The sequence below is a fragment of the Stenotrophomonas sp. STEN029 genome (assembly GCF_056760015.1).
In genome coordinates this window covers 1-12,173 of the sequence record NZ_JBRREC010000036.1, presented here as the reverse complement: position 1 = coordinate 12,173, position 12,173 = coordinate 1, and the positions used below count along the sequence as shown (strand labels likewise).

Here is a 12,173-nt window from a genome sequence, read left to right as displayed (position 1 = left end):
CATGCGGGGGCCGATGCTGTGACCGCCAGTGATGGCAATGGTTCCGGGTAAACGGCGACGATCCGGTCTGGCCGTCAAGCGACCGTGTCGGCTGCAACCAAATAATGGCCGGCGCGGCGCTGCGTGGCAGACTGCGGCCATTGCCCACCTGTCATGACCATGTCGACCGCCGCCAGCTCCGTTCCCCTGAACTCCCCGCGCCGCGTACTGGCGGCCAGCCTGATCGGCACCACCATCGAGTTCTTTGATTTCTACATCTACGCCACCGCAGCGGTGCTGGTGTTTCCCAAACTGTTCTTCCCCGACAGCAGCAATGAGGCCGCGCTGCTGCAGTCGTTGGCGACCTTCGCGGTGGCCTTCATCGCGCGGCCGGTGGGTTCGGCGGTGTTCGGGCACTACGGCGACCGGATAGGGCGCAAGGCCACGCTGGTCGCGGCACTGCTGACGATGGGCTTGTCGACGGTGGCGATCGGCCTGCTGCCGACGTACCACGACATCGGTGTGATCGCGCCGTTGCTGCTGGCCTTGTGCCGCTTCGGGCAGGGCCTCGGGCTGGGCGGTGAGTGGGGCGGGGCGGTGTTGCTGGCGACCGAGAACGCGCCGCCGGGAAAGCGGGCCTGGTACGGGATGTTCCCGCAGCTTGGTGCGCCGCTGGGCTTCCTGCTGTCGGCCGGCACCTTCCTGCTGCTGGGGCGGATTCTGGACGATGCCAGTTTCCTGTCCTGGGGCTGGCGCGTGCCGTTTGTCGCCAGTGCGCTGTTGGTGATCGTCGGGCTGTGGGTGCGTTTGAACATCCGCGAGACGCCGGATTTCCAGAAGGCGCTGGACCAGGGCCAGCGCGTGCGCCTGCCAATGCGTGAGGTGCTGGTCAGGCATGGTTTTGCGGTGGTCGTCGGCACCTTGGCGGCGTTCGCCACCTTCGTGCTGTTCTACCTGATGACGGTGTTCACGCTGGGCCATGGCACGTCGGTGCTGCGCTATGCGCGCGAGGACTTCCTGATGCTGCAGATGGTCGGCATCCTGTTCTTCGCTGCCGGCATTCCGGTGGCGGCGCTTTACGGCGATCGTCATGGCACGGTCAAGGCGATGTTGTGGGCGACCCTGGGCATCTTCGTGTTCGGCCTGCTGTTCCAGCCCTTGTTCCAGGCCGGGCATCCGTTGCAGGTGTTGCTGTTCCTGTCGCTGGGCCTGTTCCTGATGGGCCTGACCTACGGGCCCTGCGGCACCATGCTGGCCAGCCTGTATCCGGTGCAGGTGCGCTATACCGGGGCATCGCTGTCGTTCAATCTGGCCGGCATCCTTGGCGCAGCACCCGCGCCGTATGCAGCAACCTGGCTGGCGGGGAAATTCGGCATCGCCGCGGTTGGCGGCTACCTGTGCATCACGGCCTTGGCAACGGCATTGGCTTTGCTGGCGATCAGCCGTTGGCAACGCAAGGGTGCCGCAGGAACGCCGTAAGTCGCGACTACTGCCGGTCCCACACAAGACCGGTGATGTGTGCGCCTTGCGGCGTACCTGCAGCGGTAAAAACGCAGGAACGGCGGGGAGGGGATATCTGGGGGGATGTCTGCAGCCTCGCCGTTCCTGCAAAGCGGTTCAGCGGAACAGGCGCTTCAGCGTGCGTCCCAGCCAGCTGCCTTCCTGATGTTCCCTGGCGAACTGGTTGAGGTGGCGCTTGACGTGCTCGGCATAGGCCTTGTCGTCGCCGCGGATGTGGTTGAACAACCAGCGCGACAACATGTTGCGCAGCTCGTCGGTAACGTCTTCGCCGGACTGGAAGCGCATGCGGTACTCGGAGACGCGCTTGCCGAAGACTTCATGCACACGCTTGTGCGCGGCGCAGAAGGGGTAACCGGCTTCTTCCATCAGCTCTTCTTCGAAGGCGAAGTGCGACATGGTGTAATCCACCAGTTCGTCGATGACTTCAGCCACGGCGACCCGTTCCAGGCTTTTCTGGGCGACGTGGAGGTGGTTGAGCATCTCCACGATGCGCATGTGCTGATGGTCGATGACCTCGACACCTGTATTGAGATCGTCCTGCCAAACCAGTAGTGCCACCGCTGCTTCTCCCCTTGTGCTTTGAGCCGCACTGTAGGGAGTGGGTTTGGCAGGCGCGTTGATCTGGATCAATGCCGGTGTTCAGGCGTTGATCCCGTTCAGATCACAGGCGGGTTTGCTTCAGTGCGTATCAGCGCTGCAGACGCGGTTGCGACCAGCGGCCTTGGCCAAGTACAGCTGGCGGTCGGCTTCGGTGATCAGAGAATGCAGGTTGCCGCTGCGCAAGGGCATGCGGCAGACGCCGATGCTCACCGTCATGCTCAGGACGCTGTCACCGAAAGGCAGCCGCAGGGCCGCTACCGATTGCCGCACTTTCTCGAAGTGCGCAGCACTGGCGGCTGCATCCAGGCCGGAGACCATCAGGCAGAATTCCTCGCCACCAAAGCGCGAGCTGATGTCCTGGCTGCGGGTGTTTGCCTGCAGGACCGAGGCGACGGCGCGGATGGCCTGGTCGCCGGCTTCGTGGCCGAGGCTGTCATTGATGTGCTTGAAGTGATCGATATCGACCATGGCCACGGCGACCATGCCGCCGTTGTCGACGGCACCGAGCTGGCGCTGGCTCTGCTCAAGGAAGCTGCGGCGGTTTGGCAGGCCGGTCAGGAAGTCGCGCGTGGCAAGATCCTGCAGCGTGCCGATCAGTTCCAGCTGGTCCACGTTCTGCGAGACGCGGCAGAAGAACTCCTCGCGCGAGAACGGTTTGCGCAGGAAGTCGTTGGCACCGTTCTTGAGGAAGCGCGGGATCAGTGACGGGTCCGAATTGCCGGAGATGCCGATCACCGCCACCTTGTCGCGTGCACGCAATGCACGCAGCCGCCGGGTCAATTCCACGCCCTGCATGCCCGGCATTTCCTCATCGACGATGACCAGTCGGATCGCCGGATCGGCCTCGATGGCACGCAGCGCGGAGGCACCGTCATCGGCCTCGATGACGTGGTAGCCGTACATGCTCAGCAGGGCGGAGGCGTAGGCGCGGGCCGACGGTGAGTCATCCACGACCAGGGCGGCGATGCGCCGGTTGCGCTCCATGCGCTGCACCAGCCAGACCAGGTAGTCGATGCTGCCGGGCGTGTTCTTCAACACGTAGTCGATGATCTGCTGTTGCAGCACGCGCTTGCGCAGATCCTCGTCGTAGACACTGCTGACCACGATGGTAGGCAGCCCGCGATTGACGAAGTACTGCACCACCTGGTCGCGGTCGCCGTCGGCCAGTATCAGCCCGGTCAGGACCAGGAACCAGCCATCCTCGCGATCCAGCAGCTCACCGGCCTCGGCCAGGCTGGAGGCGACGCTGACGGGCAGTTCCAGCCGCTGTTCGATGGCCTCGCGCAGCATCGTGGTGAAGGTGCGCGAGTTCTCCACCAGCAGGATGCGCTGGGGCAGGGGCGCGATCGACGGACTGTCAAAGGCGGCCTGTGGCGTGCTGGCGGTAGTGGTGAGAGTAGGGAGCATCGGAAGGTATAGCGGCCGCGGGCGCAGGAGCTTGAGGCTGTATGTGTGGCCGGGATTCGGGATTGGGGATTGGGGATTGGCAAGCGCCGCCCCTGCACTCACAGTGATCCGCGCTCTTCATCCCCAATCCCCAATCCCCGCCTCACCACAACAGATCGCGCAGCTTGTACCAGGACATCGCCGCCACCAGCATCGGCATGCGCAAGGCCTTGCCGCCAGGGAATACGCTGTGCGGAATACGCTCGAACACGTCCAGCCGCTGCGCCTGGCCGGCAATCGCGGCGGCGATCACTTCGCCGGCCAGGCCGGTGCTGGCGACACCGTGACCGGAAAAACCCTGCGCGAAGTACACATTCGGGGTGATCCGGCCCCAATGCGGGGCACGGTTGCGGGTGATGTCGATATAGCCGCCCCACACGTATTCCATCTCAACATCAGCCAACTGCGGGAATACCCGCCGCATGCGCCGGGTCATGCTGGCACGCAGGCCCGGTGGCGGCAGTGCCGAGTAATTGGCCTGGCCGCCGAACAGCAGGCGGTGGTCGCGGCTGAGCCGGAAGTAGTCCAGCGCCCAGTTCACGTCGGCCACGGCCATGTCATTGCGGATCAGTGCCTTGGCGCGCTCGGCGCCCAGCGGCTGGGTGGCGCCGATATAGGTGCCGACCGGCATCATCCGGGTTTCCAGCTCGGGCGCGATGTCCTGCAGCCAGGCATTGCCGGCCAATACGACGAAGTCCGCATCGACCCGGCCATGGCGGGTGATCAGTGCTGGTTGCGAGCCACGTTCAAGCCGGGTGACCGCGGATTGCTCATGGATGGTGACACCGGCGGCTTCGGCGGCCTGGGCCAGGCCCTGCGCATAGGCCAGCGGATGCAGGTGGCCGCTGGCGGCATCATAGACCGCGCCCAGGTAGCGCTCGCTGGCCAGTTCCTGCTGCAGGCGCGGGCGGTCCCACCATTCCAGCGGGTAGTCGTAACGCTGCGCCATGCGCTCGATGTCATTGCGCAGGGCACGTTCCTGACGCGGCTGGATCGGCACGCTGGCGTGGCCGTCGCGCCAGTCGCAGTCGATGCCGTGTCTGGCGATACGTTGCTTGAGCATGTGCATGCCGTCGCGCGAGAAGTCGAACAGTAGCTGTGCATCGGCGTCGCCGACCAGGGCTTCCAGCGTGTCCTGCTCGCAGCCGTAACCAACGATGGCCTGGCCGCCATTGCGGCCGGAGGCGCCCCAGCCGACACGCTCGGCTTCCAGCACAGTGACCTTGTAGCCCTTCTCGGCCAAGGCCAGCGCGGCGGTCAGGCCGGTATAACCGGCACCGAGCACGGCCACGTCGGCGCGTGCCTGCCCATGCAAGGGGGCGCGCAGCGGAAGTTCGGGTTGGCTGGCGGCATACCAGCTCGGGGGGTATACGGATGCAGCAGCGTCCACGGACATCAGGCCGAATCGGGGGCGGGAAGTGTAACGACCCCGGCGTGTGCGGCGTGCACAGGCCGGTGAAGATTCCGTGCAGTGTGCCTTGCATTACTTGAATGCCGGATGGCACTTGGTTGCCTAATCAGTGGGGCAGGGGTAGCGTGCTGGCACGTCTCATGAGCGTTACCCATGGCCAGCCTGCCGCTGGTCGGCTTGCCTACCGACAGCAAACCGATCGGGTCCCATCCGTTTCTTGTCGCTGGTGAAAAGTACGTGCGCGCGGTTGTCGACGGCGCGCAGGCCACGCCATTGCTGCTGCCATTGCTGCAACCGCCGCTGCCGGCCGAGGCTTGGTTGAACACGCTGGATGGCCTGCTGTTGACTGGCGCAACCAGCAATATCGAGCCGCACCACTACGGTGGCGGTGACAGTTGGCCAGGCAATCCGCATGATCCGGCGCGTGATGCCAATGTATTCGGGCTGATTCCGCAGGCGCTGGCATTGGGTATGCCGATACTGGCGATCTGCCGTGGCTTCCAGGAGATCAACGTTGCTTTTGGTGGCAGCTTGCACCCGAAAGTACATGAGGTGCCCGGGCTGGCGGATCATCGTGAAAACCCGGCGTCATCATTGGAAGTGCAATATGGGCCGGCGCATGCGCTGAATCTGAGCCCGGGTGGTTTGCTGGCAGGCATTGCCGGCGGCAACGAGGTGATGGTCAACTCGGTGCACGGGCAGGGTGTAGCCAGGCTGGGCGAAGGGCTGCAGGTCGAGGCCCGCGCGCCGGACGGGCTGATCGAGGCGTTTCGTGGCAGCGGGCCATCGTTCCTGCTCGGCGTGCAGTTCCATCCGGAGTGGCGGGTTACCGAGAATCCGTTCTATCTGGGTATTTTCAAAGCCTTCGGCGAGGCCTGTCGCCGCTATCGGTCAAACAAACAAGTTGGTTCCCCATGACGTCGCGCCCCCGCACCCGCAGCCGTAAAACCGCCATCGCCGTCCAGGAAGAAAGCCTGTTGCTGCGCTGGCTGAAGGAGCGGCACATCACCGAGGTTGAATGCCTGGTGCCGGATATCACCGGCAACGCGCGTGGCAAGATCATCCCGGCCGACAAGTTCTCGCACGATTACGGCACCCGTCTGCCCGAGGGCATTTTCGCTACCACGGTGACCGGCGATTACCCGGATGACTATTACGAGCTGACCTCGCCGGCCGACGCGGACATGATCCTGCGGCCGGATCCGGACACCGTGCGCATGGTGCCGTGGGCGACCGATCCCACTGCGCAGATCATCCACGACTGCTACACCAAGAGTGGCCTGCCGCACGAGCTGGCACCACGCAACGTGCTGCGGCGCGTCTTGGCTGCGTATGAGGAGCTTGGACTGAAGCCTGTGGTTGCGCCGGAGGTGGAGTTCTTCCTGGTGCAGAAGAACACCGACCCGGATTTTCCGCTGCTGCCGCCTGCTGGCCGCTCTGGTCGCCCGGAGACTGCCCGTCAGTCGTATTCGATCGATGCGGTCAATGAATTCGATCCCATCCTCGACCTGATGTATGACTACTGCGATGCGATGAAGCTGGACGTGGACACGTTGATCCACGAATCCGGTGCCGCGCAGCTGGAGGTCAATTTCACCCATTCCGACGCGATGTCGCTGGCCGACCAGGTGTTCCTGTTCAAGCGCACCATGCGCGAGGCAGCGCTGCGTCACGGAATCTATGCGACCTTTCTGGCCAAGCCGATGGAGACCGAGCCCGGCAGCGCCATGCACATCCACCAGAGCCTGGTGCGCATCGCCGATGGCCGCAATGTGTTTGCCGGCCACGCCGAAGGCGAATACAGCGAGACCTTCGACAATTACCTGGCTGGCCTGCAGAAGTACGTGCCGGCGGCGATGGGTTTCTTCGCCCCGAACGTGAACTCCTACCGCCGGTTGGTATTTGGCGAGGTATCGCCGAGCAATGTGGAATGGGGCTTCGACAACCGTACCTGCGGCCTGCGCGTGCCGATGGACAGCCTGGAGAACAATCGCGTGGAGAGCCGCTTTGCCGGCTCCGACGCCAATCCCTACCTGGCGATGGCGGCGACGCTGGCCTGTGGCCTGCTGGGCATCCGCGAAAAGCTGACGCCGACCACCCCGATCAGCGGCAACGCCAAGGAGCTGGGCTACGAACTGCCGCGCTCGCTGGGCGAGTCACTGGATGCGCTCGAGGGCTGCGAGGCCCTGCAGGAGCTGCTGGGGCGCCGTTTCTGCCGGGCCTATGTCTCGGTCAAGCGCAAGGAATACGAGACCTTCTTCCGCGTGATCAGCTCCTGGGAGCGCGAGTTCCTGCTGCTGAATGTTTGATCGCGGGGCTTGCCGCCCTCCCTTTTGCGTAGCAAAGGGGAGGGTTGGGGAGGGGTAAGCTCCGCTCTGGCTGTTGTTGCAGTGGCTTCGCGGCTCGCGCCGCTCCCACAAGCCTTACACCCATTTTCTACACACGAAGCCGCCGCAGATGGGACAATATGCCCACTTCCCGGCTTGGCCGGTCCCCCATACCGCTCCCGGATCACACTGGAGAACCCATGAATCTGCGCATTCTGACCGTTGGTGTCGCCATTTCCCTGCTTGCTGCCTGCGGCGGCAAGGAAACTGGCGGCAAGCCCGCTGAAGGCGGCGAGGCCAAGGTCCTCAATGTCTATAACTATTCGGATTACATCGCCGAAGACACCATCCCGAACTTCGAGAAGTCGACCGGCATCAAGGTCACCTACGACGTGTTCGACAGCGATGAAATGGTCGAGACCAAGTTGCTGACCGGCGACAGCGGCTACGACATCGTGGTGCCGACGCTGAATTTCTTCGGCCGCCAGATCCAGGCCGGCGTGTTCCTGCCGCTGGACAAGAGCAAGATCCCGAACCTGGCCAACCTCGACCCGGCGGTGATGCAGCGTATCGCTGGCCAGGACCCGGGCAACCAGTACGGCGTGCCCTACATGATGGGCAGCACCGGCATCGGCTACAACGTGGCCAAGCTGAAAGAGCGTTTCGGTGGCAGCGCCGACATCGCCAACAGCTGGGACCTGGTGTTCAAGCCGGAAAACATCGCCAAGATGAAGGACTGCGGCGTGACCCTGCTGGACACCCCGGCCGACATGATCCCGGTGGCCCTGCATTACCTGGGCGAAGACCCGCATAGCGCCGACCCGGCCGTGCTGCAGAAGGCGGCGGACCTGCTCAAGTCGATCCGTCCGTACGTGCAGAACTTCCACTCCTCGCAGTACGTCGGTTCGCTGGCCAATGGCAGCACCTGCCTGGTGGTCGGCTGGTCGGGCGACATCATCCAGGCCCGTGACCGCGCCGAAGAGGCCAAGAACGGCGTGGAAGTTGCCTACTCCATCCCGAAGGAAGGCGCGCCGCAGTGGTTCGACATGCTGGCCATCCCCAAGGATGCCAAGCATCCGGGCAACGCCTATGCCTTCATCAACTACCTGCTGGAGCCCGAGGTAGCGGCCAAGAACACCAACGTAACCCACTACGCCAACCCGGTGAAGTCGGCGACCTCGCTGGTCGATCCGGCCATCCGCGACGACAAGACCATCTACCCGGCCGAAGACGTGGCCGCCAAGATGTTCACCTATGCGATCAACAGCCCGGAGACGGACAAGCTTTACACCCGTCTGTGGACCGAGATCAAGACCGGCCGTTGATTTCAGGCAGGTTTAGCGTCTGAATCTTTGCAACGCCTCCCTCTCGCAGGGAGGCGTTGTTGTTTGTGGCGTTCGCGGAGTAACGGTTGCCTGCAGAGATGATGAAGCCGGCGCTTGGCCCCCTCCCTTTGGCGCAGCCAAGGGGAGGGCTGGGGAGGGGTAAGCTTTTGGCCTTCAGGCATTGCCAGCTTCGCGGCTGACGCCGCTCCCACAGCTGACCTGCCGAGCATGGCTCGGCACTACATGGGTGTTTGCAGGCTGCGGGGCTTGTCTCCCTCCCTTTGGCGCAGCCAAGGGGAGGGTTGGGGAGGGGTAAGCCCTTGGCGCCTTCACGCACTGTGAGCTTCGCGGCTCACGCCGCTCCTACAGGTCGTGCAGCTTCAATTGGACCCCAACCGCCACAGCCAGCGGTGTCGCCCACAAAATCAGGGGGCTACACTACGCGCGTTTGTTCATCTGCCTGCTTCCGGAGCCCTACATGCCCGTTGACGCCAAGCCGGACCCGATCGCCCTCAGCAGCGAGCCCGGCTACCTGTCCATCCGTGATCTGCGCAAGGAATTCGATGGTTTCGTCGCCGTCGACGACGTCAACCTGGACGTGCGCAAGGGCGAGATCTTTGCCCTGCTGGGCGGTTCGGGCAGCGGCAAGTCCACCCTGCTGCGCTGTCTGGCCGGCTTTGAAACCCCGACCAAGGGCACGATCCTGCTCGACGGTCAGCCGATTACCGCGCTGCCGCCCTACGAGCGGCCGATCAACATGATGTTCCAGTCCTATGCGCTGTTCCCGCACATGACGGTGGAGCAGAACATCGCCTTCGGCCTCAAGCAGGACGGCATGGCCAAGGACGCCATCGCCCGCCGCGTCGGCGAGATGCTGGAGCTGGTGCAGCTGCAGAAGCTGGGCAAGCGCAAGCCGCACCAGCTGTCCGGCGGCCAGCAGCAGCGTGTAGCGCTGGCGCGTTCGCTGGCCAAGAGCCCCAAGCTGCTGTTGCTGGACGAGCCGATGGGCGCGCTGGACAAGAAGCTGCGCTCGAAGATGCAGCTGGAGCTGGTCAACATCATCGAGCAGCTCGGCGTGACCTGCGTGATGGTCACCCACGACCAGGAAGAAGCCATGACCATGGCCACCCGCATCGCGGTGATGGACCAGGGCTGGATCCAGCAGATCGGCAAGCCGGACGACATCTACGAGCAACCGGCCAACCGCTTCGTCGCCAGTTTCATCGGCTCGGTGAATTCCTTCGAAGGCGTGATCGACGAGGATCTGCCCGAATACGTCACCGTGCGTACCGCCGACTTCCCGGCGCCGATCTACGTCGGCCACGGCATCACTGGTTACGAAGGCCAGCCGGTGGCGTTTGCGCTGCGTCCGGAGAAGGTGCATATCGCCAAGGAAGAGCCCGAGGGCGACACCAACAAGGCCTTCGGCGTGGTCGAGGACATCGCCTATTTCGGCAGTCACTCGGTCTACCACGTGCGCCTGCCCAGTGGTGCCAAGATCCTGTCCAACTTTGCCAACATGAAGCGTTGGGACAGCGACGGCATCACCTGGAACGACGAAGTCTGGGTGTCCTGGGACGACAACGACGGCGTGGTGCTGACCTCATGAGCGCGACCAGTCCACTCACCAGCGGTTGGCGGCGTTGGCTGCCGGGTGCACGCGCGGGTGTGATCGGCGTGCCGTACCTGTGGCTGTTGCTGTTCTTCGCGATCCCATTCCTGATCGTGTTGAAGATCTCCTTCGCCAAGATGGCGGTGGCGATGCCGCCATACACCTCCATCGTGGAATACGTGGACAATGCGTTCACGGTCAATCTCAACCTGGGCAACTACACCGCGCTGTTCACCGACAGCCAGTACGTGGTGGCCTACCTGAGCTCGATCAAGATCGCGGTGATCTCCACGCTTCTGACCTTGCTGATCGGTTACCCGATGGCCTACGTGATCTCGCGCATGTCGCCGTCGGCGCGCAACATCGCGATGATGCTGGTGGTGCTGCCGTCGTGGACCTCGTTCCTGATCCGCGTCTATGCCTGGATCGGCATCCTCGACAGCAATGGGCTGATCAATCGGACCTTGATGAGCATCGGAGTGATCGACGAGCCGATACGCATGCTCTACACCCCGTTTGCGGCCTACGTTGGCATCGTCTACTGCTACCTGCCGTTCATGGTGCTGCCGCTGTACGCCAACCTGGTAAAGCTCGACCACCGTCTGCTGGAAGCTGCCTATGACCTCGGCGCCAAGCCCTGGCAGGCCTTCCTGCGCATTACCTTGCCGCTGTCGCGTAGCGGCATCATCGCTGGCTGCATGCTGGTGATGATCCCGGCGGTGGGTGAATTCGTGATCCCGGAAATGCTCGGTGGCCCGGATACCTTGATGATCGGCCGCGTGCTGTGGGGCGAGTTCTTCAACAACCGCGACTGGCCGCTGGCCTCGGCGGTGGCGATCGTGATGCTGATCCTGCTGCTGATCCCCATCATCATCTTCAACCGTTCGCAGCAGCGTGAGCTGGAAGGGAAGCTGGCATGAGCATGACCCGGCGTAGTTCCTGGTTGGGTTGGAGCATCCTGTTGCTCGGCTTTGCGTTCCTGTACCTGCCGATCCTGTTGTTGATGGTGTACTCGTTCAACTCTTCGCGGCTGGCGACGGTGTGGGCCGGCTTCTCGACGCAGTGGTACGGCGAGTTGTTCCGTGATCGACAGCTGCTGCAGGCGGCCTGGATCAGCATCAAGATCGCGTTCTGGACGGCGAGTGCATCGATGGTGATCGGCACCATGGCGGCGATGGCGATGACCCGCTTCAAGCGTTTTCCCAGCAAGACTGTGTTCGGTGCATTGGTGACCGCGCCACTGGTGATGCCGGAAGTGATCATCGGCCTGTCGATCCTGTTGATGCTGGTGTCGATGGGCGGCCTGTTCGGCCTGCCATCCAAGGGGGTTGTGGCGATCTGGATCGCGCATGTGACCTTCACCATTTCCTTCGTCACGGTGGTGGTGTCTTCGCGCCTGCAGGAGCTGGATCGTTCGTTGGAGGAAGCGGCGATGGACCTGGGGGCGAACCGGTTGAAGGTGTTCTTCCTGATCACCTTGCCAATCATCGCCCCGGCGCTGCTGTCTGGCTGGCTGCTGGCGTTCACCTTGTCGCTGGACGACGTGGTGATCGCCAGCTTCGTCGCCGGCCCCAGCTCGACCACCCTGCCGATGAAGATCTTCGCCTCGGTGCGCATGGGCGTGAGCCCGAAGATCAACGCCCTGGCCACGCTGATGGTGCTGGCGGTATCGACGGTAGCGGTGCTGGGTTGGTGGATCTCGGCCCGTGCCGACAAGCGACGCCAGCGCGACATGCAGCTGGCGCTGCAGGAAAACGGCTGAACAGCCCTGTAGTGCCGAGCCATGCTCGGCAGGGGCTTTACCAAGGATCCATCAGCCGCTCCCATCATTGTAGGAGCGGCGTCAGCCGCGAAGCTGGCAGCAATGAAATCACCAGCATGAGTGCGATCTGACCGCTCAACGGCTTCGCGGCAGACCCCCCTCCAAAAATGTTGATGGTTTGACGGGCAAA

Annotated in this window: 10 protein-coding genes; 7 read left to right on the top strand and 3 right to left on the bottom strand. The window is 63.5% G+C overall.

The genetic code is table 11. The features are described from left to right. Window positions 1-153 precede the first annotated feature (153 nt). Window positions 154-1,458, top strand: a complete 1,305-nt coding sequence (locus tag ACVOLI_RS09850; protein WP_481534462.1) for an MFS transporter — start codon at window positions 154-156, stop codon at window positions 1,456-1,458. A gap of 138 nt (window positions 1,459-1,596) precedes the next feature. On the opposite strand, the gene ACVOLI_RS09845 is transcribed toward ACVOLI_RS09850, so the two are convergent. The 3 genes from ACVOLI_RS09845 to ACVOLI_RS09835 all read right to left on the bottom strand — a co-directional run bounded on the left by ACVOLI_RS09845 (window position 1,597) and on the right by ACVOLI_RS09835 (window position 4,942). Continuing rightward, complete coding sequence (locus ACVOLI_RS09845; protein WP_313493651.1) at window positions 1,597-2,058, bottom strand: bacteriohemerythrin; 462 nt, start codon at window positions 2,056-2,058, stop codon at window positions 1,597-1,599. A gap of 120 nt (window positions 2,059-2,178) precedes the next feature. Further along, window positions 2,179-3,507, bottom strand: coding sequence for a GGDEF domain-containing response regulator (locus ACVOLI_RS09840; protein WP_481534461.1), 1,329 nt, complete (start codon window positions 3,505-3,507; stop codon window positions 2,179-2,181). Between the two features lie 142 nt (window positions 3,508-3,649). Beyond that, window positions 3,650-4,942, bottom strand: a complete 1,293-nt coding sequence (locus tag ACVOLI_RS09835; RefSeq protein WP_481534460.1) for an NAD(P)/FAD-dependent oxidoreductase — start codon at window positions 4,940-4,942, stop codon at window positions 3,650-3,652. Between the two features lie 168 nt (window positions 4,943-5,110). On the opposite strand from ACVOLI_RS09835, the gene ACVOLI_RS09830 reads away from it, so the two are divergent. The 6 genes from ACVOLI_RS09830 (at window position 5,111) to ACVOLI_RS09805 (ending at window position 11,983) form a co-directional block, all read left to right on the top strand. Next, the gene (locus ACVOLI_RS09830; RefSeq protein WP_481534459.1) at window positions 5,111-5,875 is read left to right on the top strand and encodes a gamma-glutamyl-gamma-aminobutyrate hydrolase family protein; all 765 of its coding nucleotides are present in this window, start codon (window positions 5,111-5,113) and stop codon (window positions 5,873-5,875) included. After that, window positions 5,872-7,266, top strand: a complete 1,395-nt coding sequence (locus ACVOLI_RS09825) for a glutamine synthetase family protein (protein ID WP_481534458.1) — start codon at window positions 5,872-5,874, stop codon at window positions 7,264-7,266. The genes ACVOLI_RS09830 and ACVOLI_RS09825 overlap by 4 nt, the downstream gene beginning before the upstream one ends. Before the next feature lie 218 nt (window positions 7,267-7,484). Next, window positions 7,485-8,609, top strand: a complete 1,125-nt coding sequence (locus ACVOLI_RS09820) for a polyamine ABC transporter substrate-binding protein (protein WP_296253197.1) — start codon at window positions 7,485-7,487, stop codon at window positions 8,607-8,609. Between the two features lie 478 nt (window positions 8,610-9,087). Continuing rightward, window positions 9,088-10,218 carry an ABC transporter ATP-binding protein gene (locus tag ACVOLI_RS09815; RefSeq protein ID WP_481534457.1) on the top strand — a complete coding sequence of 377 codons (1,131 nt, stop codon included), beginning with the start codon at window positions 9,088-9,090 and terminating at the stop codon, window positions 10,216-10,218. Next, complete coding sequence (locus tag ACVOLI_RS09810; protein WP_481534456.1) at window positions 10,215-11,141, top strand: ABC transporter permease subunit; 927 nt, start codon at window positions 10,215-10,217, stop codon at window positions 11,139-11,141. The genes ACVOLI_RS09815 and ACVOLI_RS09810 overlap by 4 nt, the downstream gene beginning before the upstream one ends. Continuing rightward, a complete protein-coding gene (locus ACVOLI_RS09805; protein ID WP_282272471.1) occupies window positions 11,138-11,983 on the top strand; it encodes an ABC transporter permease subunit in 846 nt (281 codons plus the stop codon). Before ACVOLI_RS09810 ends, ACVOLI_RS09805 begins: the two co-directional genes overlap by 4 nt. Window positions 11,984-12,173: the final 190 nt, after the last annotated feature.

What these genes read in the sequence shown, in the direction of transcription:
- ACVOLI_RS09810 (WP_481534456.1), top strand. Translation starts at nt 10,215, where the DNA reads ATGAGCGCGACCAGTCCACTCACCAGCGGTTGGCGGCGTTGGCTGCCG.
- ACVOLI_RS09830 (WP_481534459.1), top strand. Translation starts at nt 5,111, where the DNA reads ATGGCCAGCCTGCCGCTGGTCGGCTTGCCTACCGACAGCAAACCGATC.
- ACVOLI_RS09840 (WP_481534461.1), bottom strand. Translation starts at nt 3,507, where the DNA reads ATGCTCCCTACTCTCACCACTACCGCCAGCACGCCACAGGCCGCCTTT.
- ACVOLI_RS09805 (WP_282272471.1), top strand. Translation starts at nt 11,138, where the DNA reads ATGAGCATGACCCGGCGTAGTTCCTGGTTGGGTTGGAGCATCCTGTTG.
- ACVOLI_RS09825 (WP_481534458.1), top strand. Translation starts at nt 5,872, where the DNA reads ATGACGTCGCGCCCCCGCACCCGCAGCCGTAAAACCGCCATCGCCGTC.
- ACVOLI_RS09850 (WP_481534462.1), top strand. Translation starts at nt 154, where the DNA reads ATGACCATGTCGACCGCCGCCAGCTCCGTTCCCCTGAACTCCCCGCGC.
- ACVOLI_RS09835 (WP_481534460.1), bottom strand. Translation starts at nt 4,942, where the DNA reads ATGTCCGTGGACGCTGCTGCATCCGTATACCCCCCGAGCTGGTATGCC.
- ACVOLI_RS09815 (WP_481534457.1), top strand. Translation starts at nt 9,088, where the DNA reads ATGCCCGTTGACGCCAAGCCGGACCCGATCGCCCTCAGCAGCGAGCCC.
- ACVOLI_RS09820 (WP_296253197.1), top strand. Translation starts at nt 7,485, where the DNA reads ATGAATCTGCGCATTCTGACCGTTGGTGTCGCCATTTCCCTGCTTGCT.